Annotated in this window: 22 protein-coding genes; 15 read left to right on the top strand and 7 right to left on the bottom strand. The window is 72.2% G+C overall.

Annotation, left to right across the window (positions count from 1 at the left end; translation table 11 throughout):
- The first annotated feature begins 278 nt into the window (after positions 1 to 278).
- Positions 279 to 1,316 (top strand): tRNA (adenosine(37)-N6)-threonylcarbamoyltransferase complex transferase subunit TsaD, encoded by a 1,038-nt coding sequence (tsaD, locus tag F5972_RS02925; protein WP_150930781.1) that lies wholly within the window; start codon positions 279 to 281, stop codon positions 1,314 to 1,316.
- Between the two features lie 12 nt (positions 1,317 to 1,328).
- Here tsaD and F5972_RS02920 read toward each other — a convergent pair whose 3' ends face one another.
- The 3 genes from F5972_RS02920 to F5972_RS02910 form a co-directional block, all read right to left on the bottom strand.
- The gene (locus tag F5972_RS02920; RefSeq protein WP_150930779.1) at positions 1,329 to 2,327 is read right to left on the bottom strand and encodes a hypothetical protein; all 999 of its coding nucleotides are present in this window, start codon (positions 2,325 to 2,327) and stop codon (positions 1,329 to 1,331) included.
- A 159-nt stretch (positions 2,328 to 2,486) separates the two neighbouring features.
- Positions 2,487 to 3,767, bottom strand: coding sequence for a class I SAM-dependent methyltransferase (locus F5972_RS02915; protein WP_449843633.1), 1,281 nt, complete (start codon positions 3,765 to 3,767; stop codon positions 2,487 to 2,489).
- A gap of 38 nt (positions 3,768 to 3,805) precedes the next feature.
- Positions 3,806 to 4,423 (bottom strand): MarR family winged helix-turn-helix transcriptional regulator, encoded by a 618-nt coding sequence (locus F5972_RS02910; RefSeq protein ID WP_150930777.1) that lies wholly within the window; start codon positions 4,421 to 4,423, stop codon positions 3,806 to 3,808.
- Positions 4,424 to 4,559: 136 nt separating this feature from the next.
- Between F5972_RS02910 and F5972_RS02905 the strand changes: the two genes are divergently transcribed.
- From F5972_RS02905 to F5972_RS02880, 6 genes are all read left to right on the top strand, one after another.
- Positions 4,560 to 5,399: an NAD-dependent epimerase/dehydratase family protein gene (locus F5972_RS02905; RefSeq protein WP_150930775.1), complete on the top strand. Its 840-nt coding sequence runs from the start codon at positions 4,560 to 4,562 to the stop codon at positions 5,397 to 5,399.
- A gap of 273 nt (positions 5,400 to 5,672) precedes the next feature.
- Positions 5,673 to 5,984, top strand: coding sequence for a co-chaperone GroES (gene groES, locus F5972_RS02900; protein ID WP_030508383.1), 312 nt, complete (start codon positions 5,673 to 5,675; stop codon positions 5,982 to 5,984).
- 72 nt (positions 5,985 to 6,056) lie between these two features.
- Complete coding sequence (gene groL, locus F5972_RS02895; RefSeq protein WP_150930773.1) at positions 6,057 to 7,682, top strand: chaperonin GroEL; 1,626 nt, start codon at positions 6,057 to 6,059, stop codon at positions 7,680 to 7,682.
- 280 nt (positions 7,683 to 7,962) lie between these two features.
- Positions 7,963 to 9,087: a hypothetical protein gene (locus F5972_RS02890; RefSeq protein ID WP_225311114.1), complete on the top strand. Its 1,125-nt coding sequence runs from the start codon at positions 7,963 to 7,965 to the stop codon at positions 9,085 to 9,087.
- 304 nt (positions 9,088 to 9,391) lie between these two features.
- The gene (locus F5972_RS02885; protein WP_111699861.1) at positions 9,392 to 10,018 is read left to right on the top strand and encodes a sigma-70 family RNA polymerase sigma factor; all 627 of its coding nucleotides are present in this window, start codon (positions 9,392 to 9,394) and stop codon (positions 10,016 to 10,018) included.
- Entirely contained in the window at positions 10,015 to 10,230 is a 216-nt protein-coding gene (locus F5972_RS02880; RefSeq protein WP_150930771.1) for a hypothetical protein, read from the top strand. Before F5972_RS02885 ends, F5972_RS02880 begins: the two co-directional genes overlap by 4 nt.
- Here the strand turns inward: F5972_RS02880 and F5972_RS02875 are convergent.
- Positions 10,191 to 10,568 (bottom strand): DUF5319 family protein, encoded by a 378-nt coding sequence (locus F5972_RS02875; protein ID WP_191909912.1) that lies wholly within the window; start codon positions 10,566 to 10,568, stop codon positions 10,191 to 10,193. The genes F5972_RS02880 and F5972_RS02875 overlap by 40 nt on opposite strands.
- A gap of 132 nt (positions 10,569 to 10,700) precedes the next feature.
- Positions 10,701 to 11,705, bottom strand: a complete 1,005-nt coding sequence (locus F5972_RS02870; protein WP_150930767.1) for a helix-turn-helix transcriptional regulator — start codon at positions 11,703 to 11,705, stop codon at positions 10,701 to 10,703.
- A gap of 498 nt (positions 11,706 to 12,203) precedes the next feature.
- Here F5972_RS02870 and guaB point away from each other — a divergent pair, with 498 nt between their 5' ends.
- Both guaB and F5972_RS02860 read left to right on the top strand, forming a co-directional pair.
- Positions 12,204 to 13,688: an IMP dehydrogenase gene (guaB, locus tag F5972_RS02865; protein WP_150930765.1), complete on the top strand. Its 1,485-nt coding sequence runs from the start codon at positions 12,204 to 12,206 to the stop codon at positions 13,686 to 13,688.
- A gap of 33 nt (positions 13,689 to 13,721) precedes the next feature.
- A complete protein-coding gene (locus F5972_RS02860) occupies positions 13,722 to 14,837 on the top strand; it encodes a GuaB3 family IMP dehydrogenase-related protein (protein WP_150930764.1) in 1,116 nt (371 codons plus the stop codon).
- Between the two features lie 57 nt (positions 14,838 to 14,894).
- Here F5972_RS02860 and nagA read toward each other — a convergent pair whose 3' ends face one another.
- The gene (nagA, locus tag F5972_RS02855; RefSeq protein WP_150930762.1) at positions 14,895 to 16,028 is read right to left on the bottom strand and encodes an N-acetylglucosamine-6-phosphate deacetylase; all 1,134 of its coding nucleotides are present in this window, start codon (positions 16,026 to 16,028) and stop codon (positions 14,895 to 14,897) included.
- On the opposite strand from nagA, the gene F5972_RS37795 reads away from it, so the two are divergent.
- Both F5972_RS37795 and F5972_RS02840 read left to right on the top strand, forming a co-directional pair.
- Positions 16,027 to 16,962, top strand: coding sequence for a Rossmann-fold NAD(P)-binding domain-containing protein (locus F5972_RS37795; RefSeq protein WP_225311113.1), 936 nt, complete (start codon positions 16,027 to 16,029; stop codon positions 16,960 to 16,962). The genes nagA and F5972_RS37795 overlap by 2 nt on opposite strands.
- Positions 16,963 to 17,069: 107 nt before the next feature.
- Positions 17,070 to 18,830 (top strand): glycerol-3-phosphate dehydrogenase/oxidase, encoded by a 1,761-nt coding sequence (locus F5972_RS02840; RefSeq protein ID WP_150930760.1) that lies wholly within the window; start codon positions 17,070 to 17,072, stop codon positions 18,828 to 18,830.
- 6 nt (positions 18,831 to 18,836) lie between these two features.
- Here the strand turns inward: F5972_RS02840 and F5972_RS02835 are convergent, their stop codons facing one another.
- Positions 18,837 to 20,804, bottom strand: coding sequence for a beta-propeller domain-containing protein (locus tag F5972_RS02835; protein ID WP_150930758.1), 1,968 nt, complete (start codon positions 20,802 to 20,804; stop codon positions 18,837 to 18,839).
- A 124-nt stretch (positions 20,805 to 20,928) separates the two neighbouring features.
- Between F5972_RS02835 and F5972_RS02830 the strand changes: the two genes are divergently transcribed.
- From F5972_RS02830 to F5972_RS02815, 4 genes are all read left to right on the top strand, one after another.
- Positions 20,929 to 21,504, top strand: a complete 576-nt coding sequence (locus F5972_RS02830) for a TetR/AcrR family transcriptional regulator (RefSeq protein WP_150930756.1) — start codon at positions 20,929 to 20,931, stop codon at positions 21,502 to 21,504.
- A gap of 81 nt (positions 21,505 to 21,585) precedes the next feature.
- A complete protein-coding gene (locus F5972_RS02825; RefSeq protein WP_150930754.1) occupies positions 21,586 to 22,563 on the top strand; it encodes an alpha/beta fold hydrolase in 978 nt (325 codons plus the stop codon).
- 66 nt (positions 22,564 to 22,629) lie between these two features.
- Positions 22,630 to 24,186 carry a succinic semialdehyde dehydrogenase gene (locus F5972_RS02820; RefSeq protein ID WP_150930752.1) on the top strand — a complete coding sequence of 519 codons (1,557 nt, stop codon included), beginning with the start codon at positions 22,630 to 22,632 and terminating at the stop codon, positions 24,184 to 24,186.
- 13 nt (positions 24,187 to 24,199) lie between these two features.
- On the top strand, positions 24,200 to 25,918 hold the full coding sequence (locus tag F5972_RS02815) for an FAD-dependent oxidoreductase (protein WP_150930750.1): 1,719 nt from the start codon (positions 24,200 to 24,202) through the stop codon (positions 25,916 to 25,918).
- Positions 25,919 to 26,069 lie beyond the last annotated feature (151 nt).

Here is a 26,069-nt window from a genome sequence, read left to right as displayed (position 1 = left end):
GCTGAGCGGGAACAGTAGCGAGCGATCCGAAGGGGCGCGCCGGTGTCTGGACTGAGGAGTGAGCGGGGAGCGAGGGACGAGCGACTCCGAGCGACGAGGGAAGACATCGGGAGTGAGCGTCCCGATGGTGAGCGGGAACAGTAGCGAGCGATCCGAAGGGGCGCGCCGGTGTCTGGACTGAGGAGTGAGCGGGGAGCGAGGGACGAGCGACTCCGAGCGACGAGGGAAGACATCGGGAGTGAGCGTCCCGATGGTGAGCGGGAGACACAGAAGGAGTCATGATGGGGCGCGACGAGCCGATCGTGCTGGGGATCGAGACGTCCTGCGACGAGACGGGCGTGGGCATCGTCCGCGGCCACACGCTGCTGGCCAACACCATCGCCTCCAGCATGGACGAACACGCCCGGTTCGGCGGGGTGGTGCCCGAGGTGGCCTCCCGGGCGCACCTGGAGGCGATGACGCCGACGGTCGAGAGCGCGCTGGCGGGCGCCGGGCTGCGGTTCTCCGACATCGACGCGGTCGCCGTGACGGCGGGCCCGGGACTGGCGGGCGCGCTGCTCGTCGGTGTGGCCGCCGCCAAGGCGTACGCGCTGGGCCTCGGCGTTCCGCTCTACGGGGTCAACCATCTCGCCGCGCACGTCGCCGTCGACCAGCTCGAACACGGCCCGCTGCCCAAGCCCGCGATCGCGCTGCTGGTGTCGGGCGGGCACTCCTCGCTGCTCCTCGTGCCCGACGTCGCGCAGGACGTTATCTCGCTCGGCTCGACCGTGGACGACGCGGCGGGCGAGGCGTTCGACAAGGTGGCCCGGGTGCTGGGGCTGCCGTTCCCCGGCGGGCCGCACATCGACCGGGCCGCCCGCGAGGGCTCGGGCTCGGCGGTGGCCTTCCCGCGCGGCAAGTACGACGACGGCACGCTCGACTTCTCCTTCTCCGGGCTGAAGACGGCCGTGGCCCGGTGGGTCGAGGCCCGCGAGGCGTCGGGCGAGCCGGTGCCGGTGGCCGACGTCGCCGCGTCGTTCCAGGAGGCGGTCGTGGATGTGCTGACCCGCAAGGCGCTGCAGGCGTGTGCCCGCTACGACGTGAAGGACCTGCTGATCGGTGGTGGCGTGGCGGCCAACTCGCGGCTGCGGGCGCTGGCCCAGGAGCGCTGCGACGCGGCGGGGGTGCGCCTGCGGGTGCCCCGGCCGGGTCTGTGCACGGACAACGGCGCGATGGTGGCGGCGCTCGGCGCCGACCTGGTCGCGGCCGGAGCCACGCCCTCGACGCTGCGGATCCCGGCCGACTCGTCCCTCCCGATCACCGTCGTCCACGTCTGAGCGGCGACGGAGTCAGTCGGCGCGGTCGCGAGTGTGACCGTGGCCTGAGCTGTGGCCGGCGCCGTGGGCTGAGCCGTGGCTGGGGCCATGGGCGGGGCGCAGCAGGGCTTCCGCGAGCGCCAGCATGGTCTCCTCCAGCGCGGCGAGCCGCCGGGCCACGTCGCCGCGTGCGGGCTCCATGGCGCTGGTGACCGCGTCCGAGACGGTCTCGGCGATCTGCTCGCGGTCGGGTCTGCTCCGCACCGCCTCCGCGAGCGGGGCCACCGCCCCCGCCGTGAGGGTGAGATCGGCGTTCATGCCCGCCATGGTCGTGCTCATCTCGTCCACGCTCGCGGCGACGTCTCCCACTCCGGCGCTCAACCCGGCCACGGTGGCGTTCACGCCGTCCACGCTGGAGCCCAGCCCCGCCACGGTGCCGCGCAGGTCCCCGATGCCCAGCTCGGCGGGGAGCATCCCGACGCGTTCGCCGACCGCCTCGACGCCGCTCTCCACCGCCTCGATCCTGCCGCCGACCGACTCCAGCCGCTCGATCACGACGGCCTCCAGGCGTTCGGTCCGCTCGGTGAGCGAGGTGAGGGCCTTGTCGAGCCGGGTGAAGCGCCCGGCGGCCGCCTCCATGCCGCCCTGGAACTTGCCGAGCCGGTGCGCGAACTCCGTCATCCGGTCGGCCAGCGCCTGCGTCCGGCCGCCGGCCTCCTCCACGTGGCCGCGCAGCAGTTCCACGTGCTGGGCGAGACCTTCGGCCCAGGCCGGCGGTCTGGCCGCCAGGTCGTCGAGCCGCTGGGTGATCGCCTCCAGTGCCGCGCCGAGGCCGCCGAGCTCACGCTCGCGCACCTCGCGGAGCAGCCATTCCATGCCTTCCAGCCGCTGGCGGATGTCGTCGAGCGCGGCGCCCTGCGTCCGCTGCTCGTAGACGTGGTCCTGGGCCGCCCGGGCGAGCAGTTCCCGCATCCGGTCGGAGATGGCGGTCTGGCTGCCCGCCTGGAGGAGGTTGTGGCTGGAATGCTCCACCGAGAATGCTCCTTCAGCTCGCCGAAACGTTGGGTTCGGCCCGGTCTCGCGCAGACGAACGAGCAGGCGGCACTGCCCGACGGCCAACTTTAGGCCCTGACCCGCGGCCGTCAGGCGTGGACTGGGAAAGGCGATGATTGCCGGTGAATTGCCGGAAGTTCAGCCCTTCTGGCTGGTCACTGGCTGACAAAGCAACACGAAGGGCCGGTCCTCTATCCGGGTGAGCACAATCACCACGGATTCGCTCCCGGAAAGCCGGAGGTCTTTCCGCAGCCGTTCGACGTCGACCGCGGACCCGCGTTTCTTGATCGTCACCGCGCCGACGCGCCGCTCGCGCAGCGCCGCGCGCAGCCGCTTCAACGAGAAGGGCATCACGTCGGTGACCTCGTAACACGCCGCCCACGGCGTGGGCACGAGACGATCACCGGTGATGTACGCGATGCGCGGATCGACGAGGTGACCCGACACGAGGGCGGCCACCTCGGCGACCAGGTGCGCCCGTACGGCGGCGCCGTCGGGCTCGTAGAGATAACGGCTCACCGGCCCGGCATCGGCCTCCGCGCCCGAGGCCGTGAGCGTGGCGCCGGAAGGGAGCAGGGTGGCGCGCCGGCCGCCCGTTCCCATCCCGGTCCAGATGGCCGCCTCCTTCACCTCGCCCCGGTAGGAGACCCATTCGGCCTCGGCGCCCTCCGGGATGAACTCGTACGGGATGCCGGGGGCCGTCTTCAGACAGGCGGCCGGAGCCCGGGCGACCAGGTCGAGCACCACCGGCCACGAGGGGGAGTAGGCCATCGGGTCGAACGTCCGCCCTCTCGCCCCCCTTCTGGCCGGGTCGGCGAACAGCAGGTCGTATTCCCCGGGGTCGGCCGCCGCGGCGTCCGCCGTACGGACCGTCACCAGGGAGGACAGGCCGAGCGCCGCCGCGTTGGCACGGGCGATCTCCACCGTCAGCGGGTCGAGGTCGAGCGCGTCCACCGCGCATCCCGCGCGGGCCAGCGCGAGCAGGTCGCCGCCGATTCCGCAGCATACGTCGAGCACACGCGGCCCCTCCGCAGCCCGCACGCCTCCGGTCGGGCCGTCCGGGACTCCGGCGGGGCGCACGCCGGTCGGCCCCGCTCCGGTGGCTTCGAATCCGGCGGCTCCGAGCCCGGCGGCGCTGATCCTGGCGGCGCGGTGGGCGGCGACCTCGGGCCGGGTGGCCTGCTCGAGTCCGTGCGGGGTGAAGAACATGACGGCGGCGTCGGCGCCGAACTTGGTCTCGGCACGCCGCCGCAGCGACGCCTGCGTGAGCGCCGCGGCGGCGAGCTCGGGGGAGTGGGATCGGCGCAGCGCGCTCGCGGCGGCCACCGGGTCCGCGCCGTCGGCGATGATCCGCACGGCTTCGTCCAGGGCCGCGCGCCCGGCGGGCGCGAACAGCATGCGCAGGGTGTCCAGATCCACGCCCGCGACGCTACCGCCTGTGGCCGGCGCTCACCCAGTCAGCAGGTGCGTACGTCGCCGAGGGAGGTGAGCAGCTTGCAGAGCAGGCCGGACAGTTGCTCCCGGTCCTCCGGAGTGAGGCCGGCGAGCAGCCGGTTCTCGTTGGCCACGTGGCCCTCCAGCAACTCGTCGACCATCGCGTGGCCCCGGTCCGTGAGGGTGATCAGGACCATGCGGCGGTTCGACGGCGAGACCTCCCGGTGCACCAGCCCCTTGGCGGTGAGGCGGTCCACCCGGTTGGTGAGGGCCGCCGAGCTCACCATCGCGGCGGTGGCGAGGTCGCCCATGCAGAGCCGGTGCTCGGAGTTGGCGCGGAAAAGGGTGGCGAGCACGTCGAACTCCCAGGGCTCGAGGTCGTACCGGGCGAAGTGCTCCTTGACGCCCTTCTCCATCAGGCGGGACGCCCGGGAGATCCGCCCGGCGACGCCCATCGCCGAACAGTCCACGTCCGGACGCACCCGGGCCCAGTCGCCGAGGATCTGCTCGATGGCGTCGTTCACGGTGCCGTCCACGGTGGTGCCGTCCACGGTGGTGCCGTCCACGGTGGTGCCGTCCACGGTGGTGCCGTCCACGGTGGTGCCGTCCACGGTGGTGCCGTCCACGAGGTTGTGGTTCATGATGCGCGCGGCCGAAGGTCCACCCGCCGCTCCTCCTCGTCTCATCGTAACGCTTGCTTCGACGTTGAAATGTCGATGCCTTCTACGCTAGCCTCCAGGTCGAAAAGTCAGACATCAAAATTTTCGAGGTGAAACGATGAATGTTCTCGTTCTCGGCGCGACGGGTTACATCGGCTCGGTGCTCGCGGAGCGGCTCGCCGAGCACGGCCACGACGTGGTGGCGCTGGTCCGGCCGAAGCCGCGCGAGGCCGCCCTGCCGGGCGAGGTGCGTCACGGTGACCTCAATGAGCCCGAGACGCTCGCGAAGGCGGTGACCTCCGACATCGACGTCGTCGTCCACGCCGCGAACCCCGTCGGGGACGAGGCGGTGGACGTCGCCGCGATCGAGGCGCTGGCCGGCGGCGGCGCGCGACTGGTCTACGTCAGTGGCGTGTGGGTGCTCGGCGCCACCACCGAGGCGGCGGACGAGGACGCGCCGGTGAACCCGATCGCCCTGTCCGGCTACCGTCCGCGGGTGGAGAGGCTCGTGCTGGACGGCGGCGGAATCGTCGTACGGCCCGGCGTCGTGTACGGCCGGGGCGTGGGCATCCCCGCCCTCCTCGCCGCCCCGGACGGGGAGGACGGCAGGTACGTCCACGCGGGCGGCCCGGCGCCGACCTGGGCGACCGTGCACGTGGACGACCTGGCGGACCTGATCGTGCTCGCGATCGAGAAGGCCGCGCCGGGCAACCTCTTCCACGCGGTCGCCGAAGAGGCGGTGAGCGTCGCCGACGTCGCCGCGGCCGCCGGTCGCAGCGGGAAGGCCGTGCCGTGGCCGATCGGCGAGGCGAGCGAGGTGCTCGGCCGCCCGTTCGCCGAGGGGCTCGCCCTGAGCCAGGTGGTGAGCGGCGATCTCGCGAGGAAGAACCTCGGCTGGAACCCCAGCCGGCCGGGCCTCGTCGACGACGTCCGCTCCGGTTCGTACGCCGCCCGCTGATCCGCCCGCTGGCCTGGGCCGTTCGGGGGGTCGCGGCGGTGACGCGCGGGCGGCGGGGGGCTGAACGGAGGGTCTCGGACGCGTTGCCGGGAGACGGGTCTGACCTGCGGGGCGGGTTCGTGTTGACTGTCACGCGCCACTTGCATACTGTTTCGTGTTGGCACTCTGCCATTGAGAGTGCCAACAGCGACGAGACAGGTCTGACACCCGCGACGGCAGGCCGCTGGTCGCCTCTTCAGCTCATTCATCGCAATCTGAAGGGGAGGTCCGATCGTGACGACCGCCACCAAGGTTCCCGTTAAGCCGCTCGGCGACCGCATCGTGGTCCAGCCGCTTGAGGCCGAGCAGACCACCGCCTCCGGCCTGGTCATCCCGGACACCGCCAAGGAGAAGCCGCAGGAGGGCCGCGTGCTCGCTGTGGGCCCGGGCAACTGGGACGAGGACGGCGAGAAGCGCATTCCGCTCGACGTCAAGGAGGGCGACGTCGTCCTCTACAGCAAGTACGGCGGCACCGAGGTCAAGTACGGCGGCGAGGAGTACCTGGTGCTCTCGGCTCGCGACGTGCTCGCCATCATCGAGAAGTAGTAGGCCGCGCAAGCCATGAGGAGCCCCGGGTCCACGTGCCCGGGGCTCCGACGCGCTCACAAGGAGACCTGAATGCCGAAGATCCTGGAGTTCGAAGAGGACGCGCGGCGCGCTCTCGAGCGTGGTGTGAACGCTCTCGCCGACGCCGTCAAGGTGACCCTCGGCCCGCGCGGCCGCAACGTCGTCATCGACAAGAAGTTCGGTGCCCCGACGATCACGAACGACGGTGTCACCATCGCTCGCGAGGTCGAGCTGGAGAAGCCGTACGAGAACCTTGGCGCCCAGCTCGCCAAGGAGGTGGCGACCAAGACCAACGACGTCGCGGGTGACGGCACCACCACCGCGACCGTCCTGGCCCAGGCCATGGTCCGCGAGGGCCTGCGCAACGTGGCGGCCGGCGCGCAGCCGCTGTCGCTCAAGCGCGGCATCGACAAGGCCGCCCAGGCCGTCAGCGAGCGGCTGCTCAGCACCGCCCGCCACGTCGAGGACAAGAAGGAGATCGCCAACGTCGCGACGATCTCCGCGCAGGACGCGAAGATCGGCGGCCTGATCGCCGAGGCGTTCGACAAGGTGGGCAAGGACGGTGTCATCACCGTCGAAGAGTCCAACGCGATGGGCCTGGAGCTGGAGTTCACCGAGGGTCTCCAGTTCGACAAGGGCTACCTCTCGCACTACATGGTCACCGACGCCGAGCGCATGGAGTCGGTGCTCGAGGAGCCGTACGTCCTGATCCACCAGGGCAAGATCTCCTCCATCGCGGACTTCCTCCCGCTGCTGGAGAAGGTCGCCCAGACCAAGCGGCAGCTTCTGGTCATCGCCGAGGACGTCGAGGGCGAGGCCCTGGCCGTCCTGGTGACCAACAAGATCCGCGGCACCTTCACCTCCGTCGCCGTCAAGGCTCCGGGCTTCGGCGACCGCCGCAAGGCCATGCTGCAGGACATCGCCACCCTCACGGGCGGCCAGGTCGTCAGCGAGGAGATCGGCCTGAAGCTGGAGCACGTGGGCCTGGAGGTCCTCGGCACGGCCCGCCGCGTCGTGGTCAACAAGGACACCACCACGGTCGTCGACGGCGCCGGTGACGCCCAGGCGATCGAGGACCGCATCCGCGAGATCAAGATCGCGATCGAGCAGTCCGACTCCGACTGGGACCGTGAGAAGCTCCAGGAGCGCCTCGCCAAGCTCGCCGGCGGTGTCTGCGTGCTGCGTGTCGGCGCCGCGACCGAGGTGGAGCTGAAGGAGAAGAAGCACCGCCTGGAGGACGCGATCTCCGCGACCCGCGCCGCGATCGAGGAGGGCATCGTCTCGGGTGGCGGCTCCGCGCTCGTGCACGTGTCCAAGGACCTCGACAACCTCGGCCTGACCGGCGACGAGGCCACCGGCGTCTCGATCGTCCGCAAGGCCCTGGTCGAGCCGGCCCGCTGGATCGCCGAGAACGCGGGCCTCGAGGGCTACGTCGTCACCACGAAGATCGCCGCGCTGAACGCCGGTGAGGGTCTCAACGCCGCCACCGGCGAGTACGGCGACCTGGTGGCCCAGGGCGTCATCGACCCCGTCAAGGTGACCCGCTCGGCCGTGCAGAACGCCGCGTCCATCGCCGGCATGCTGCTGACCACCGAGGCCCTCGTGGTGGACAAGCCCGAGGAGGAGGCCCCGGCCGCCGGCGGCGGTCACGGCCACGGCCACGGTCACGGCCACTGATCGGCGGCCACTGATCGGCGGCCACTGATCGGCGGCCACTGATCGGCGGCCACTGATCGACGGCCACTGATCGGCGGCCACTGATCGACGGTCGCTGACAGCAGGCGATCGATCGGGAGCAGCTCGGCAGAGGCGCCCGATCGGCGCCCGATCGGCGACCGATCGGATCGGCAACCGCGCCCCGCGCCGCCCTCACGGGCGGGCCGCGGGGCGCGCGCTTTTCCCGGGAGATTCCCCGAAACCCCCTATGTGCCTAATCGGGGTCAATACGATCGTCGGCGTGCGATTCGGACGCAGAGCTCTTACCGCCGTGCTGGTGTCGGGTGCCGGTCTCTCCATGTCCGGCATGACGGTGGACGGCATGACGGTGATCGGAGTGACGCCGGCCGGTGCGACGGCTCCGCCCGCCGTCGCGGAATCCGCACCGGCGACGGGGGCGGGGAGCCTCAGGGGGACGGTTCCCGTGCCGCCGGAGGCACGGCCCGCCGACGTCTCCCGCCCGACGACCGTCGTCGGCCGGGGCACGCCCGCGAGCTGCACCTCCCAGGCCTTCGTCAGGGCCGTGGCCCGCGGCGGCGTCATCACCTTCTCCTGTGGCCCCCGCCCGGTGACCATCAGGCTGACCGCCACGGCGAAGGTCCGCAACACCAGCGCCCGGGTCGTCGTCGACGGCGGCGGGAAGGTGACGCTCAGCGGCGCGGGCAAACGGCGCATCCTCTACATGAACACCTGTGACCGGGCCCAGGTGTGGACGACCTCGCACTGCGACGACCAGCCGGCACCCGCGCTGACCCTGCAGAACCTGACGTTCGCCGACGGCGACTCCACCGGCCAGAGGACCGACGGCGGTGGTGGCGGGGCGGTCTTCGCCCGCGGTGGCAGGCTCAAAGTGGTCAACTCGCGGTTCGTCCGCAACCGCTGTGACCGCACCGGCCCCGATCTGGGCGGCGCGGCGATCCGCGTGCTGGACCAGTGGCACGACCTGCCCGTGTACGTCGCCGGCAGTAGCTTCGAGAACGGCGTCTGCTCGAACGGGGGCGCGCTGAGCGGCATCGGCGTCTCCTGGCAGATCGTCAACAGCGTCTTCGTCGGGAACCGGGCGGTCGGACGCGGCGCCAACCCGGCCAAGGCCGGAACCCCCGGGGGCGGCAGCGGCGGGGCCGTGTACGCGGACGGCAACAGGTACGCCGTCCGGATCGCCGGCTCGCTGATGACCGGCAACCACGCCAACGAGGGCGGCGGGGCGGTGTTCTTCGTCAGCAACGACCGCAGCGGCTCTCTGCGCATCGAGCACTCGACCTTGCGCCGCAATGTCAGCGGCGGGTTCGAGACGCGCGGCTTCCCCGGCGTCTTCTACCTCGGCGCCGGCCGCGCTCCTCGGGTGGTCTCCTCCACGCTCCGATGAGGGCCGGCGCCTGAACGGTGGTCTATACCGGTCGGATACGCGTCCGCTTCCCGGTAGGGGCGTGTTCGGGTGGCGCGGTCCATACCGGTGACGCACGGCATCGAAGGGCCGCGCGGCAATAGGCAGACGCCGCATACTTCTTAATACCTGTCAAGGCATCCGGCATATATCTCTCGAATTGGTCATTCTGGTTGGAATGTTCCAACGGTCGCGTGGTCGATTGATTACAAAGGGTTATCGACGCGTCAATGTGACCAATCCGTAGCCGTTAACCATGACGACATGAACGATCGTGGCGGGCATCATGCCTAACGTGACCGAGGGATGCGTCGCCGACGCCGCAACTGGGGTAAGGCTTGCGACGAGATCGGATGAGTCCGACCTCAGGGAACTGACCAGCCTTGCCGTACAAGGAGATCGCACCGCGATCGAATCACTGCTGGGACAACTGCGCCCGATGGTGGTCCGGTACTGCAGGGCCCGACTGGGGAGGGTCTCCGGTCAGTACCACATCGCCGACGACGTGGCTCAGGAGGTGTGCATCGCGGTGCTGTCGGCGCTGCCACGCTACCGCGACATGGGCCGCCCCTTCGCCTCGTTCGTGTTCGGCATCGCTTCGCACAAGGTGGCGGACGCGTTGCGCAGTTCGGTGCGCTCCGCGGTGCCGACGCAGGACCTGCCGGACGGGCCCGACGAGGGCCCGGGGCCGGAGGAGACCGTGGTGCGCTACATCGAGGCGCAGCACGCCCGGGACCTGCTGGCCCGGCTGCCGGACACCCAGCGCGAGCTTCTCATCCTGCGGGTCGTCTCGGGTCTTTCCGCCGAGGAGACGGGTAATGTACTCGGCATGACCCCTGGTGCCGTCCGGGTCGCGCAGCATCGTGCGCTCGCCAGGCTCCGGCAGCTGGCCGAGCTGGAGTCGATTGCGTGACCATGAAACGTCGTCGTACGGCGGGCCTTCCCGGGCCGTACGGCGATGGCGACGTGGAGGGCGACGTAGTTCGGACGGACGTCCTCCTCGACGCCCTCGCCCGCCGGGAGCCCCTGGGCGGGACCGACGCGGCCCTCCGGCTGCTCGGCGCCCTGGTCGCCGACGTGGACAGTCAGCGGCTCTCCTCGGTGTCGATCACGCCGTCCACGTAGCCCCGGGCGTACTCCCAGCTCACGTAGTCGGACGGATCGGGCTGGAAGGCGGGCTCGTGGACCTGCGGCCGGCCGTTGTCGATCATCTGGCGCAGGTTGCCGCGCAGCAGGTCCCAGTCGAAGTAGTGCTGCTCGCCGCACTCGGGGCAGTCGAGGACCAGCCCGAGCACGCCCTGGGGTTCGAGCAGGGAACGGAAGACCTCCACGTCGGCGAGATCGGTCAGTGCCTCGTCGCGCTCGGCGAGCGACAGCGGTTCCACGTCGTCGGGCGATCCGAGCTCCGCCGCGGGGTCGTCAGGGTCATCCGCGAACGGGTCGCGGGGGACGTCTTCCAGCACGCATCCCACCTTATGACCACGGCCCCCTCCGGGAGCGAAAGTGCGCCTCATCTGCTCGTCAGGCCCGCCGCTCCGTCGGCACGGTCCGCAGCCGGGTCCCCCGCCGCATTCGCCGCCGGATCCGGGGGCGGCTCACAGCCAGCCGCGGCGGGCGGCCTCGACCCCGGCGTGGAAGCGTGACTGGGCGCCCAGCTCCGCCATCGCCTCGGCGAATCTGGCCCGCACCGTGCGCACGGACACCCCGAGGCGGCGGGCGACGGCGTCGTCGGAAAGCCCCTGCGCGGCGAGTCGCAGCACCTGCCGGGCGCCGCTGTGCGGGGAGATCGGGGCGGCCCGGGCCCACAGCTCACCGAACAGTGCGCGCAGCGCTCCCGCCGCCGCCGGGGCGTGGACGACGCAGCAGTTGTAGGCGTTGTCGGGCAGCGGGACGCCCCACTGGACCGGCAGCCAGGCGGTGCCGTCGCCGAGCGCGAGGAACCAGCTCGGCACCTCGTCGAGCGCGCGCAGATTCGCACCCGCCGCCGTGAACCGTTCATACATCTCCCGTACGGCGGGCGACGACAGAGCGGTGTGCGGGACGATCGCGCGCAACCGCACGACGCCGTCCGCGGCGGCCCGGATCCACTGCGCGCTGTGGGTGTTCGCGAACCGCACCACGGTGCGGTGGTCCGGGACGGCCATGACCAGATCGGCGGGAGGCGCCTGCAGGGCGTGGCCGATGACGCCCTCGTAGAGCGCGCCGGCGCCACTCACCCGCTCGACCGGCAGCCCCCCGCCCCGCCAGTCGCGCCCGGTGTCGTAGTGGCGGGCCAGGCGCCCGGCCGCCGTGATCATCTCGTCGAGCCGCCGGCTCTCCCGGGCCATGCGGTCCAGCCGCTCGGCGACCAGTCGGCCGATCACCTCGGCCGGATGCCGCGCGACGACCTCCTCCCGCCGCCGGTCGACCGCGCCGAGCCGTACGAGGGAGTCGAGGGCGTCGAGCACGTCGGCGGCGGGCCGGTCGACCGCCTCGGCGAGCTCGGCCGGGGTGGCCCGGTGGAGGCGGAGGGCGGCCGCGTAGAGGGCCGCCTGCCCGGGGGAGAGCCCGAGGCTTTCGAATGGGCCGGTCCGCGGGACGGCGTTTCCCGTCGTACTCATGCTCGCTCCGTCGGTGGTCGCACGTCGGTGGCCGCAGTTGGTAGTCGCACTGGCGGGAAGTGCGAACTCCCCGCTCAGATCCCCGTCACGCCTCGGCCCGCGAGAATAACCCGGCCTTTTCGCGCTGTCCGTTCCGTTCGCACATTCGGCATCACCGCGCCTGATTGTTCATGTATGAATGCGATGGTTTGTAATTGTTCCGGGTGGATCTTCGAATTGGCGGGGAATGCATCTTTGTGCAGTTGCAACTTGCGACATTGCGCGTGGACGCTGCGTGACGCATTCTTGACGCAGCGTTAGCCGGAACGCCGCCTCGGCCGGGCGCGGAGGGGGGCTCGACGAGAGCGGCGGGCGGGACGCGCCCTGAGTGGGGGGACCGGAATCCGGTCCCCCCACTTTTTCTGTCGCCCCTCTTGACAGGTGTGCCCGGTGCGGTTTCGGGCGGCCACTAGACTGACCTCGGGTCTGGCGAGGGATCCAGGAGGAGGGTGCAGTCAGATGGCCAAGTTCACCGAACCGGGACTCACGTTCGACGACGTGCTCCTCGTTCCCGCCTATTCGGACCTGCAGCCGGGCGAGGCCGACACGACGACCCGGCTGTCCCGGAACGTCACGCTGCGCATCCCGCTGGTCTCGGCCGCGATGGACACGGTCACCGAGGCGCGCATGGCGGTCGCGATGGCGCGGCAGGGCGGCATCGGCATACTGCACCGCAACCTCTCCATCGAGGAGCAGGCGCAGCAGGTCGACCTGGTCAAGCGCTCGGAGGCGGGGATGGTGACCAACCCCGTCACCTGCTCCCCCGAGGACACCCTCGCCGACGTCGAGCGGCTGTGCGCGACCTACCGGATCTCCGGCGTCCCGGTCACCGACGCCGAGGGCGTGCTCGTCGGCATCGTCACCAACCGCGACATGCGCTTCGAGAGCGACCAGGGCAAGGCCGTGCGCGACGTCATGACCCCGATGCCTCTGGTGACGGCGCCGGTGGGCGTCGACCGCGAGGAGGCCTTCCGGCTGCTGCGGCAGAACAAGGTCGAGAAACTCCCGCTCGTGGACGAGGCCGGCCGCCTCCAGGGCCTGATCACGGTCAAGGACTTCACCAAGAGCGAGCAGTACCCGCTCGCCACGAAGGACGCCGACGGCCGCCTGATGGTCGGCGCGGCGGTGGGCGTGGCCGGCGACGCCGAGGAGCGCGCGATGGCCCTCATCGAGGCGGGCGCCGACGTCATCATCGTCGACACGGCGCACGGGCACTCGCGCGGCGTGTGCGACATGATCGCCAAGGTCAAGGCCAACAACGGGCGGGTCGACGTCATCGGCGGCAACGTGGCCACCCGGGCGGGGGCGCAGGCGCTGGTCGACGCGGGCGCCGACGCCGTCAAGGTGGGCGTGGGGCCCGGCTCGATCTGCACCACCCGGGTCGTCGCGGGCGTGGGCGCGCCCCAGCTCACCGCGATCTACGAGGCGGCGCTGGCCTGCGGCCCGGCCGGCATCCCGGTGATCGGCGACGGCGGCCTGCAGTACTCGGGCGACATCGCCAAGGCGCTGGCCGCCGGGGCCGACACGGTCATGCTGGGCTCGCTGCTGGCCGGCTGCGAGGAGTCGCCCGGCGAACTGATCTTCATCAACGGCAAGCAGTTCAAGTCGTACCGCGGCATGGGCTCGCTCGGCGCGGTGCGCAACCGCGAGCGCGGCGGCGCGTCGTTCAGCAAGGACCGGTACGCGCAGGCCGACGTGTCGGGGGAGGACAAGTACATCCCCGAGGGCATCGAGGGCCAGGTGCCCTACCGCGGCCCGGCCGCGGCGGTGGCCCACCAGCTCGTCGGCGGCCTCCGGCAGGGCATGTGGTACACCGGCTCCCGGACGATCGAGGAGCTGCACGAGAAGGCGCAGCTCATGCCGATCACGATGGCCGGGCTCAAGGAGAGCCACCCGCATGACATCCAGATGACGGTCGAGGCCCCGAACTACCACCGGCGATAGCCCGGTAGCGGAAGAACAGAAAGAAAAGGCGATATGACTCAGGAGATCGGGCGCGGCAAGAGCGGGCGGCGGGCCTACGCGCTGGACGAGATCGGCATCGTGCCCTCCCGGCGCACCCGCGACCCGGAGGAGGTGTCGATCTCCTGGCAGATCGACGCCTACCGCTTCGACTCTCCGCTCGTGGCGAGCCCGATGGACAGCGTCGTGTCGCCCGCGACGGCGATCGAGATCGGCCGCCTGGGCGGCCTCGGCGTGCTCGACCTGGAAGGGCTCTGGACCCGCTACGAGGACCCGGCGCCGCTGCTGGAGGAGGTCGCCACCCTCGACCGGGCCGCCGCGACCAGGCGGCTGCAGGAGATCTACACCGCGCCCATCAAGGACGAGCTCATCGGCCGCCGGATCGAGGAGATCCGCGCCGGGGGCGTCACCACCGCCGTACGGCTGTCGCCCCAGCGGACGGTGCAGCACCACAAGGCCGTCATCGACGCGGGCGTGGACATCTTCGTCATCCGCGGCACGACCGTCTCCGCCGAGCACGTGTCGGGCCGGGCCGAGCCGCTCAACCTCAAGCAGTTCATCTACGAACTCGACGTCCCGGTGATCGTGGGCGGCTGCGCGACGTACACGGCCGCGCTGCACCTCATGCGGACCGGCGCGGCGGGCGTGCTGGTCGGCTTCGGCGGCGGCGCCTCGCACACCACCCGCAACGTGCTCGGCGTGGTCGTGCCGATGGCGACCGCGATCTCCGACGTCGCGGCGGCCCGCCGCGACTACATGGACGAGTCGGGCGGCCGGTACGTCCACGTCATCGCCGACGGCGGCATGGGCGGCTCCGGCGACATCGCCAAGGCCATCGCCTGCGGCGCCGACGCCGTGATGGTGGGCTCCCCGCTCGCCCGGGCCAGCGAGGCCCCTGGCCGCGGCTTCCACTGGGGTTCGGAGGCCCACCACCCCGAGCTTCCGCGCGGCAAGCGGGTCGAGTTCGGGACGATCGGCACGCTGCGGGAGATCCTGCACGGCCCGTCGTCGCTGGCCGACGGCTCGATGAACCTGCTCGGCGCGCTGCGCCGCACGATGGCCACGGCCGGTTACTCCGACCTCAAGGAGTTCCAGCGGGTCGAGGTCGTCGTCGCCCCGCCGCAGCGCTGATCCGTCGTCAGGAGGGCCGGGCCGCAGGGCCCGGCTCTCGGCTTCTCAGAAGCTCGATCAGGGGCGGCGGACCCAGGCGCCGCGCTTCATCACGCCCGCGACGCCCAGGTCCTCGTCGAGCACGACGAGGTCGGCGTACCTGCCGACCGTGATCGAGCCGGTCTCGCCGTCCAGACCGAGGACCCGGGCGGGGGTGAGGGAGGCCATCCTGGCGGCGTCCACGAGCGAGCGCCCGACCTCCCGCACCGTACGGCGGAACGCCGCGTCCATGGTGAGCGTGCTGCCGGCGATCGCGCCTCCCTCGGCGAGGCGGGCCACGCCGTCCTTCACGTCCACGGTCATCGGGCCGAGCGGATAGCGCCCGTCGCCCATGCCCGCCGCCGCCATCGCGTCGGTGATCAGCGCCGTGCGGTCCGCGCCCGCGGCGTCCATGGCCAGGCGCAGCATGGCCGGGTGCACATGGACCCCGTCGTTGATCAGCTCGACCGTCACCCGCTCGTCCTGCAGCAGCGCCGCGACCGGCCCCGGCGCGCGGTGGCCGAGCGGCGGCAACGCGTTGTAGAGGTGGGTCGCCACGGTCGCGCCCGCCTCGATGCCGTCGAGCGTCTGCTCGTAGGTCGCGTCGCTGTGCCCCAGGGCGGCGACGATCCCTTCGGCGGCGGCCTCCCTGATCACGTCGAGCGCGTCCGGCAGTTCCGGCGCGATCGTCAGCATCCGGACATGGCCCCGCCCGGCCTTCACCAGCGCCCGGAACTCCGCCACGTCGGGCGCGCGCAGCAGCGTGGGCTCGTGCGCGCCGCAGCGCGACCTCGCGATGTACGGCCCCTCGAAGTGGACGCCGGCGAGAAGACCCTGCTCGCACAGGTCGGCGAGCACCGACGCGGCCCGCGCGAGCGTGCCGGGCGCCGCGGTGACCAGGCTGGCCACGAGGGTGGTCGAGCCGCGGCCGAGATGGAAGGCGGCGACCTCGGCGGCGGTCTCCGGGTCGCCGTCCGGGAAGCTCCCGCCCGCGCCCCCGTGCGAGTGGATGTCCACGAAGCCGGGGACGACCGTGCGCCCGCCCAGGTCGTGCCCGTCGCGAGGCGCCTGCCCGCGTCCGATGTGGGTGATCCTGCCGTCCTCGATGGTGAGCCAGCCGTCGTGGACGCCGTCGGGAGTGACGATGCGGGCATCGGAGAGAGTCGCGCTCATGCCGCCCATCCTTCCGCGTACGGCCCGTGCCCGCCGCGCGGGGTGTCACGCGGGCCGGCCGTGTCAGCCGGGCACGGCCGGGCGGTGCGGGAGCAGGCGGCGGACGTGCGCGGGCACCAGCCCGGCGGCGGCGAGGACGGGCGCGGCGGCGGTCTGCTCGGTGCGTACGGCGGCGCGGGGCTGGAACCCGGCCGCCGCGCACGCCTGGTCGAGGACGTCGGCCAGGCCGTTGCCCGGCGCGTGCGAGCATCGCCTCGCACAGCCGGTCGGTGTGGGAGTGCTCGAACAACCTGATCCGTACGTCCGGATGCGAGCGGTGCCAGGCCCGCAGGGCCGGGGGCAGCACGCCCAGGCTCACCGAGTAGAGGGTCGCGACCTGGAGCTCGCCCGCCTACAGCCCCGACGCCTGCCGCGCCGCGCACCGTGCCCGTTCCGCGCCGGCGAGCGCGGCCCGGGCGTGGGGCAGCACGGCGCGCCCCATCGGAGTGGGCCCGGGGCCTACCACGCTCTGCTGGAGATGACCGACGCGACGCTGCCGGCGAAGGCCACGGTGTGGGCGGCCACCGACGAGCGCTGCGCCAACCAGGCGTTCAACGTCAACAACGGGGACCTGTTCCGGTGGGAGGAGATGTGGCCGGCGATTGCCCGGTTCTTCGGCCTGGAGGTCGCGCCGCCGCTGCCGATGTCGCTGGAGGCCGTCATGGCGGACAAGGAGCCGCTGTGGAACTCGATGGTCGAGCGCCACGGCCTGGCCAAGCACTCCTACCAGGAGGTGTCGTCGTGGCGCTTCGGCGACGCGGTCTTCTCCTGGGACTACGACTTCATCGCCGACGGCTCCAAGGCGCGGCGGTTCGGCTTCCCCGAGTTCGCCGACACCCGGCAGATGTTCCTGGACATCTTCGCCGACTTCCGCCGCCGCAGGATCATCCCTTGACTCCTTCGTAGATCATTCAGAAAGGGGGGGACATAGGGGGATTCCGGGGTACCTACCGGCGGGTAGATTTACCACGGCAGAGGCGAAGGGCGTACAGAGGGAGCCCTATGACGGCGAGGATGGGGACGGCGCGGCTGGGCCCGGAGGAACGGGCCACCGCTATGGAGCGGATGGCGGCGCAGGAGCTCGACGTGGTCGTGATCGGCGGCGGGGTGGTCGGCGCGGGCGTCGCGCTCGACGCCGCGACCCGCGGGCTCTCGGTGGGGCTGGTGGAGGCGCGCGACTTCGCCTCCGGCACGTCGTCGCGGTCCTCCAAGCTGATCCACGGCGGGCTGCGCTATCTGGAGCAGCTCAACTTCGACCTCGTCAGAGAGGCGCTGAGGGAACGTTCCCTGCTGCTGAGGCGGATCGCGCCGCACCTGGTCAAGCCGGTGCCGTTCCTGTTCCCGCTCACGCACCAGGGCTGGGAGCGGCCGTACATCGGGGCGGGGCTCGTCCTGTACGACACGCTGGGGCTCTCCTACGGCCTCACCCGGGGGGTGCCGGGGCACCGTCACCTGACCCGGCGCCAGGCGCTGCGGGTCGCCCCCTCGCTGCGCAGGTCGGCGTTCACCGGGGCCGTGCAGTACTGGGACGCCCAGGTCGACGACGCCCGCTTCGTGATGACGACCCTGCGCACCGCCGCGACCTACGGCGCGCACGTCGCCTCGCGGGTGCAGGCCGTGGGGTTCCTGCGCGAGGGGGAGCGGGTCACCGGGGTGCGCGTGTGCGACCTGGAGACGGGCGCGGAGTTCGACGTGCGCGCCCGCCAGGTCGTCAACGCCACCGGCGTCTGGACCGACGACATCCAGCAGCTCGTCGGCGGCCGGGGGCAGATCCACGTGCGCGCGTCGAAGGGCATCCACCTCGTGGTGCCGCGCGACCGCATCCACTCGCTCAGCGGGCTGATCATGCGTACGGAGAAGTCCGTGCTGTTCGTCATCCCGTGGGGCCGGCACTGGATCCTCGGGACCACCGACACCCGCTGGACGCTCGACAAGGCCCACCCGGCGGCCTCGCGGGCGGACATCGACTATCTGCTCGACCGGGTCAACTCGGTCCTTTCCGTGCCGCTGACCAGGGACGACGTCGAGGGCGTGTACGCCGGGCTGCGCCCGCTGCTGGCGGGGGAGTCCGAGGAGACCAGCAAGCTCTCGCGCGAGCACGTCGTCACCCACCCTGTGGCCGGGCTCGTCATGGTGGCGGGCGGCAAGTTCACGACGTACCGCGTCATGGCGGCCGACGCCGTGGACGCGGTCGCGCACGGGCTCGACCAGCGCGTCCCGCCGTCGTGCACCGACCAGGTGCCGCTCGTCGGGGCGGAGGGCTACCAGGCCCTGTGGAACTCCCGCCACCGCCTGGCGCGGTCCTCGGGGCTGCACGTGGCCCGGATCGAGCACCTGCTGGAGCGGTACGGCTCGCTGATCGACGAGGTGCTGGCGCTCGTCGAGAAGGACCCCTCGCTGGGCCGGCCGCTCGACGGCGCCGACGACTACCTGCGCGCGGAGATCGTGTACGCCGCGACGCACGAGGGCGCCGGGCACCTCAACGACGCGCTGACCCGGCGCACCCGCATCTCGATCGAGACCTTCCATCGGGGGACCGCCGTCGCCCAGGAGGCCGCCGAGCTCATGGCCGGCCCGCTCGGCTGGGACGCCGACCAGGTCAAGCGGGAGGTCGAGTACTACACCAAGCGGGTCGAGGCGGAGCGGGCCTCCCAGGAGCAGGACACCGACCAGGAGGCCGACGCGATCCGCCTCGGCGCGCCGGAGATCGTCCCCGTCGCCCCTCCGCGTGACCTCGCGAAGGCCCCCGGCAACGCGAACTGACCCTTCTCACGCGAAGGGGATCCACGCCCGGTCGGCCAGGGTGGCGGCGTCGCTGACCTTGAGGCCGGCGCCGGAGAGGGTCCACAGGTCGCCGCCGATGACGAGGGAACGGCGGATGCCCTGGCCGTCGGGGGCGAAGCCCTTCTTGGCGGCGGGCTTCGGGTGGGTCACGACGCCCAGCTTGGTGATCTCCCGGTCGCCGACCCGCAGTGCGAGGGCGGCGCTCTCCGTGACCTCGCCGTCGGCCCAGCTCTGCAGCGGGAGCACGGCCAGCCCGGTGGCGGGCCAGTAGAGGAAGGCGTGCGGGTCCCACTCGGCCTCCGAGCCGGAGTCCTTCCGGTGGAACCGCGACAGCACGGCGGGCGCGGCCGGGTCGGTGACGTCGAACAGCGAGATCTGGGTGCCGAGCGCCCGGCCCGCCTCGCTCGCCTCCTGGCCGATGCCGATGAGCCGTCCCTCGCCCGCCGGGTGGAGATAGGCGGAGAAACCGGTGATCTTCAGCTCGCCGGTCACCTTCGGCGCGGCCGGATCGCGCAGGTCCAGCGCGTACAGGGGGTCGGTCTGGCGGAAGGTCACCACGTAGCCGAGGCCGCCGGCGAACCGCACCGAGTAGATCCGCTCGCCCCTGCCGAGGCCCGTCACCGAGCCGGTCGGGGCGAGCGTGGCGGCGTCGAGCACGTACACGCCGCTCTCGCTCGTGCTCGGGCTCGCGCCGAACACCTCGGCGCCGCTGGTCGTCGCCACCCGCAGATGGCCGTCGTACTCCGACAGGGAGTACTGGTTCAGCAGCCGTCCGGGCACCGATCCCGAGGTGACGTAACGCGGGGCGCCGGGCCCGGAGACGTCGAAGCGGTGCACCTCCGTGCGCTCGGGCGGCGCCGTCGGCGTGGGCGTCGGCACTGAGGTCTCCGGCACCGAGGTTTCCGGGACCGGCACCACGTCGATCGGGCGGGCCGTCCACCACTGCGGATTGCTGGTGACATAAATGCTGCCCGCTGTCCCGTACACCGTGTCGCCGTCGGCCGCGACCGCGATCGGTGACGCCGAACCGAACGGCGCGGCGGCGGCCAGGTCGATCGTGTGGACGGTCAGCATCGAGGTGCCGGTGAAACTGTCCGGGTGGCTGACCTGGTCGCACCCGACCCGCTCGGTGCGGCCCGCATCCCCGGCCCCGCCGCCCGTCTCGATCTCGTACGACGGCAGCCACGCGTCGGCGGGGGCGGCCAGCACCGCCCGCCGGTTGGCGTCGAGCATCTCCCGCTCCGACGCGCCCTCCTTCGGCGCCGGGAGGGCGACGTCCGGCTGGGACCGGACGACGAGCCGCACCGTGGAGCCGGACTGCCGGGCGTCGACGTGCTGTCCGTGCGCGGTCATCGCGCCGAGGACGCGCGGCTCGCCGGAGAGGTCCACGAGCACGTACCTCGGGCCGCCGGGGCCGACCCGGGCCGAGGCCCTCGCCCCGAACGGGATCACCCCGCCCTGGAACAGCACGAGCGCGCGGTCGCCGTGGACCAGCAGATCGGCCTCGGCCCACCACTGGTCGTCGGCGACGAGCCGCAGCGTCCCGGTGACCCGCCGGGTTCTCGCGTCCACGACGCGCAGCACGCCCCCGGAGACCGTGATCACCCGGTCGCCGTCGGTCTTGACCAGGTCGGGCTCGTCCACGCCCGCCTCGTGTGTGTTGGTGGTGGAGAACGGCTGCTCGGGCGCCGCCTGCTTCGCCGCGCTCGCGTCCTCGCGGGCCGCGAAGAGCATCGCGTCGCCGAACCCCCAGGGCGTCACGTTCCGCGCGGCGGCCCGCCGCAGCCCTTCCGTCATCTCCGCGCAGTCCGTGTACGAGACGAGCCGGATCTTCCCGGTCAGGTCCACCGGAGACGGCGGGGCGTCCTGCGTCGTACGGCCACCCGCGCAGCCCGCGGCTCCCGCCGCGAGCAGGGCGGCGAGCACGCCCGCCGTACGGATCGATGTCCTCATGCCCCCATGACGGATCACGCCCGGCTCCGGTTCGACGGACCGAAAGCGCTTCCCTCGGCTTGGCGTCCAAGCTATGATCTAGGACTATTAGGTAAAAACCTAGGATAATAAGGACGGAGTGCGTATGGCACGGGCCGGGCTGACGGCCGACCGGGTGACGCTCACCGGCGCCGAACTGGCGGACGAGGTCGGGCTCGAGCACGTAACGATGTCGGCCGTGGCGCGACGCCTCGGGGTTAAGGACGCCAGCCTCTACGCGCACGTCCGCGGCCTGGAGGACCTGCGCGGGCGGATCGCGCTGCTCGCGGCGGACGAGAAGACCATCCGCATCGCGGAGGCGATCGCCGGGCGGGCCGGCAAGGACGCGCTGGTGGCGTACGCGAACGCCTGGCGGGATTACGCCCGCGACCACCCGGGCCGCTACGCGGCGACGCAGACCCCTGTCCAGATCGATCCGGAACTCGTGGCCCGGGCCTCCGGCCCGCGACGCGCCGTCGAGCTGACCTACAGCATGCTGCGGGCCTACGCGCTGGACGAACCCGACCTGACCGACGCGGTCCGGCTGCTGCGCAGCACGTTCCACGGCTTCACCAGCCTGGAGGCGGCGGGCGGATTCGCGCACAGCCGTCCGGCGGAGGACTCCTGGGTGCGCGGTCTCGACGCCCTCCACACTCTTCTGACGCACTGGCCTCCCTCCTGACCATCGGCCCTCCCCACCACTGCCCGCGCTGTCCGCCGGCCCCCGGGGGCACCGACCCGGAAACGACGAAGGAGACTCCACATGACCAGCCCGACCATCGGTCACCTGCGCGTGGACGGGGCGACCCTGCACTACGAGGTGCGCGGCGAGGGCCCGCTCCTGCTGCTGATCCCCGGTGGCACGGGCGGCGCGGCCTCCTTCGACGGCGTCGCCGACGACCTGGCCACCACCTACACGGTCGCGGCCTACGACCCGCGCGGCCTGTCCCGCAGCCCGCTCGACGACCCGGAGGCCGAGCAGCGGGTCGCCCAGCACGCCGACGACGCGTTCCGGCTGCTGGAGCTGCTGTCTCCGGACGCGCCCGCCCGCGTGGTGGGCTGCAGTTCCGGCGCGATCGTCGCGCTGCACCTGCTGACCACCCGTCCCGAGCGGATCGAACGCGTCGTGGCGCACGAGCCTCCGGTGGTGGAGGTGCTGCCGGACGCCGCCGAGCACCGGGCGCTGCTCGCCCGCGTACGGGACACGTTCCACCGGGAGGGGCTGATGCCCGCGGCCGCGGTGTTCGCGGCCGGCCTGAGGCGGCCCGCCTCAGTAACCCCCGTAACCCCCGCAATCCCCGCAGGTGGTGCAGACCCCGCCGCACCCGTCGACGCCGACACAGCCGCAGGCGCCCCCGCTGACCGCGCCGCACCCGCCGACCCCGCCGACAACGACGCACCTGTCGGCGCCGACGCACCGGCCGCCCCGAAGGCCGCTGAGCTGCCTCCCGAGGCGGCGGCCCGGGTCGAGCGGACCATGGGGGACATGCCCTACTTCCTCGGGCGCATCGTGCCGAGCTTCATGGCCTACACCCCGGACGTGGACCGTCTGCGTGCCCTGTCGGACCGGCTGGTGCTCGCGGCCGGGGCCGACTCGGTCGGCGAGCTTCCCTACCGTCCCGCCGCCTTCCTGGCCGAGCGGTTCGGCACGCCGCTCGTCCACTTCCCCGGCGGGCACACCGGGCTCAGCACCCACCCCGCCGAGTTCGGCGAGCAGCTCCGCAAGGTGCTGGACGCGTAGGACTTGTGGCGTTCATGTCATTACCTACCGGTAGCCACGGGCGATCCTCCGGAATATTCTTCCGGCATGGGTGCCATGAACCGGCTGCTCGACGCGGCCATGGTCGAGCGGATTCTCACGCACGTCTCCTCCGAGGGTAAGACGAGGGAGATCTTCGCGCCCTTCACCGGCGAGCTTCTCGCCGAGGTTCCGATCTCCACGCCCGAGGACGTCCGCGCGGCGTACGACAGGGCTCGTACGGCGCAGGAGGCGTGGGCGGCGCTGCCGGTCCGTGAGCGGGTGAAGCCCTTCCTACGGCTCCACGACGCGATACTCGACCGCCGCCGGGAGCTGCTCGACGTCGTGCAGTGGGAGACCGGGAAGGCGCGCCGCCACGCGTACGAGGAGCTTCTCGACGTGGCGGGCTGCTCGCTCTACTTCGCGCGGCGCGCCCCCGGCTTGCTGGAGCCGCAGGGCAGGCAGGGCATCTTCCCGATCGCCACGCGCGCGGCCGAGGTGCGGCACCCCAAGGGCGTGGTCGCCGTGATCAGCCCGTGGAACTACCCCCTGGCCCTGGGGGTGACCGACGTCGTCCCCGCGCTGATCGCGGGCAACGCCGTCGTCCACAAGCCGGACACGCAGACGCCGCTGTCCGCGCTGTGGACCATCGACCTGCTGGCCGAGCTGGGCATGCCGCGCGACATCTGGCAGGTCGTGCTGGGCGACCCCGAGGACGTCGGCGATCCGCTGCTGGACGGCGCGGACTACGTCGCGTTCACCGGCTCGACGCGCGGCGGGCGGAAGATCGCCGAGGAGGCGGCCAGGCGGCTCGTCGGCTGCTCGCTCGAACTCGGCGGCAAGAACCCGATGATCGTGCTGGACGACGCCGACCTCGATGTCGCCGCCCAGGGCGCGATCAGGGCCTGCTTCACCAACGCCGGGCAGCTGTGCATCTCGATGGAGCGGCTCTACGTGCACGAGTCGGTCGCCGACCTCTTCCGCGACAAGTTCGTCCGGGCGGCGGGGAACATGAGGATCGGCGCCGGCCTCGACTGGGACGTCCAGATGGGCTCGCTCACCCACCGGCGGCAGGTCGACGCGGTCTCGGCGCACGTCGTCGACGCGGTCGCCAAGGGCGCGACCGTGCTGACCGGCGGCCGGCCCCGCCCCGACCTCGGCCCGCTGTTCTACGAGCCGACGATCCTGGAGGGCGTCACCGAGGACATGGCCGTCTGCCGGGACGAGACGTTCGGGCCGGTCGTGTCGCTCTACCGCTTCAGGGACGAGGACGAGGCGGTCCGCGCGGCCAACGACACGGCGTACGGGCTGAACGCCTCGATCTGGACCAAAGACGTCGCGCGCGGACGCCGGCTCGCGGCCCGGATCAAGGCGGGCACCGTCAACATCAACGAGGGGTACGCCTCGGCGTACGCCTCCTATGACGCGCCGATGGGCGGGATGAAGTCGTCCGGCCTCGGCCGCCGCCACGGCTCGGAGGGCCTGCTGAAGTACACCGAGGTGCAGACGGTGGCCAGCCAGGCCACCTGGCTGGGCTTCGAGCCGATCCTCGGCATGACCTACGAGAGGTACGCCGACACGCTCGCCGGGCTGCTCAAGACCATGAAGCGCCTGCACCTCAAGTGAGAAAGGCAGGGCGTTGGACTACGACGTCGTGGTGATCGGGTCGGGGTTCGGCGGGAGCGTGGCCGCGCTGCGGCTCAGCGAGAAGGGCTACTCGGTCGGCGTCCTGGAGGCCGGCCGGAGGTTCGACGAGACGACCCTGCCGAAGACCTCCTGGCGGGTCAGGGACTTCCTGTGGGCCCCCGCGCTTGGGCTCAGGGGCATCCAGCGCATCCACGTCCTGCGCGGGACGAACGGCGTGATGGTGCTGGCCGGCGCCGGGGTCGGCGGCGGCTCGCTGGTCTACGCCAACACGCTCTACGAGCCGCTCGACCCGTTCTTCCGCGATCCCCAGTGGGCGCACATCACCGACTGGAAGGCCGAGCTCGGGCCCTACTACGACCAGGCCAGGCGGATGCTCGGCGTGGTGGAGAACCCGACCGTCACCGCCGCCGACGAGGTGATGAAGAAGGTCGCCGAGCGGATGGGCGTCGGCCACACCTTCCGCCTCGCCCCCGTCGGGGTGTTCTTCGGCGAGCCCGGGGCCGAGGTCGACGATCCCTACTTCGGCGGCGTGGGGCCGCGCCGCCGCGGCTGCGTGGAGTGCGGCGAATGCATGACCGGCTGCCGCCACGGCGCGAAGAACATGTTGACCAAGAACTACCTCCACCTGGCCGAGAAGGCCGGGGCGAGAGTCTGCCCGGAGACCACCGTGACCGGTGTGCGCCCGGTCGAGGGCGGCTACGCGATCACGGTGCGGCGCACCGGGCCGTTCGGGCGCACCCGCACCCTGACCGCCGCGCAGGTGGTCTTCGCCGCCGGGACGTACGGCACGCAGCACCTGCTGCACCGGCTCAGGGCGACCACGCTGCCGCGCGTCTCGCCCCGGCTCGGCGCGCTGACCAGGACGAACTCCGAGGCGTTGCTCGGGTTCGAGCGGCCGGACACCAAGGGCGTGAAGCTCAACCGGGGCGTGGCGATCACCTCCTCGATCCACCCCGACGCCGAGACCCACATCGAGCCGGTCCGGTACGGCGACGGATCCAACGCGATGGGCCTGCTGCGCACGCTGCTGGTCGACGGCGGCGGACGGGCGCCGCGCTGGCTGAGGTTCCTCGGGGCGGCGCTGCGCCGCCCACACCTGCTGCTCCGGCTGTTCAACCACCGCAGGTGGTCGGAGCGCGCGGTCATCGCCCTGGTCATGCAGGCCAAGGACAACTCGATCACGCTCTCGCTCCGGGGCGGCAGGCTCAGGGCGGGCCCCGGCCACGGTGAGCCCAACCCCACCTGGATCCCCGCCGGGCACCGGGCCATGCGCCTCGCGGCCGACGAGATCGGCGGCCTGCCGGGCGGCTCCTGGCTCGATCTCTTCGACATCCCGGCGACCGCGCACTTCCTCGGCGGCTGCGCGATCGGCGACTCGCCCGAGACCGGGGTGATCGACCCCTACCACCGCGTCTACGGGTACGAGGGCCTGCACGTCGTGGACGGCTCGGCCGTCTCGGCCAACCTCGGCGTGAACCCCTCGCTGACGATCACGGCCCAGGCCGAGCGGGCGATGGCGCTGTGGCCCAACAAGGGCGAGCCCGACCCGCGCCCCGCCCTCGGCTCGCCGTACCGGCGGGTCACGCCGGTGCGGCCGGCCAGGCCGGTGGTGCCCGCCGCCGCGCCGGGCGCGCTCCGCCTGCCGATCGCCGGCGTCACCCACGGCGGTGTCGCCCACGGCTGCGCGGCCCCGGGCGACGGCACGTCCTGACCGGCCTCTCTGCCGTATGCCGCCGCCCGGCGCGCATGGCGGGCGTGGATGGCGGTCGCCGCGATGGGGCGGGCGTGAGCGGGGGGCGCGGCTGGGGGTGGGCGGGCGCGGGCGGGGCGCGTCACCGCGCCGATAGACTGGCGTCACCGCC

The organism is Microbispora cellulosiformans (assembly GCF_008728085.1).
Classification (GTDB): domain Bacteria; phylum Actinomycetota; class Actinomycetes; order Streptosporangiales; family Streptosporangiaceae; genus Microbispora; species Microbispora amethystogenes.
This window is presented reverse-complemented; position numbering and strand designations above follow the sequence as displayed.

Excerpts from the sequence above, each read along its gene's own strand:
- F5972_RS02870 (WP_150930767.1), bottom strand. The coding sequence starts at position 11,705 with ATGAGTACGACGGGAAACGCCGTCCCGCGGACCGGCCCATTCGAAAGC.
- nagA (WP_150930762.1), bottom strand. The coding sequence starts at position 16,028 with ATGAGCGCGACTCTCTCCGATGCCCGCATCGTCACTCCCGACGGCGTC.
- F5972_RS02835 (WP_150930758.1), bottom strand. The coding sequence starts at position 20,804 with ATGAGGACATCGATCCGTACGGCGGGCGTGCTCGCCGCCCTGCTCGCG.
- F5972_RS02905 (WP_150930775.1), top strand. The coding sequence starts at position 4,560 with ATGAATGTTCTCGTTCTCGGCGCGACGGGTTACATCGGCTCGGTGCTC.
- F5972_RS37795 (WP_225311113.1), top strand. The coding sequence starts at position 16,027 with ATGCCGCCCATCCTTCCGCGTACGGCCCGTGCCCGCCGCGCGGGGTGT.
- tsaD (WP_150930781.1), top strand. The coding sequence starts at position 279 with ATGATGGGGCGCGACGAGCCGATCGTGCTGGGGATCGAGACGTCCTGC.
- F5972_RS02825 (WP_150930754.1), top strand. The coding sequence starts at position 21,586 with ATGACCAGCCCGACCATCGGTCACCTGCGCGTGGACGGGGCGACCCTG.
- F5972_RS02820 (WP_150930752.1), top strand. The coding sequence starts at position 22,630 with ATGGGTGCCATGAACCGGCTGCTCGACGCGGCCATGGTCGAGCGGATT.
- F5972_RS02860 (WP_150930764.1), top strand. The coding sequence starts at position 13,722 with ATGACTCAGGAGATCGGGCGCGGCAAGAGCGGGCGGCGGGCCTACGCG.
- F5972_RS02830 (WP_150930756.1), top strand. The coding sequence starts at position 20,929 with ATGGCACGGGCCGGGCTGACGGCCGACCGGGTGACGCTCACCGGCGCC.
- F5972_RS02840 (WP_150930760.1), top strand. The coding sequence starts at position 17,070 with ATGACGGCGAGGATGGGGACGGCGCGGCTGGGCCCGGAGGAACGGGCC.
- groL (WP_150930773.1), top strand. The coding sequence starts at position 6,057 with ATGCCGAAGATCCTGGAGTTCGAAGAGGACGCGCGGCGCGCTCTCGAG.
- F5972_RS02910 (WP_150930777.1), bottom strand. The coding sequence starts at position 4,423 with ATGAACCACAACCTCGTGGACGGCACCACCGTGGACGGCACCACCGTG.
- F5972_RS02885 (WP_111699861.1), top strand. The coding sequence starts at position 9,392 with ATGCCTAACGTGACCGAGGGATGCGTCGCCGACGCCGCAACTGGGGTA.
- guaB (WP_150930765.1), top strand. The coding sequence starts at position 12,204 with ATGGCCAAGTTCACCGAACCGGGACTCACGTTCGACGACGTGCTCCTC.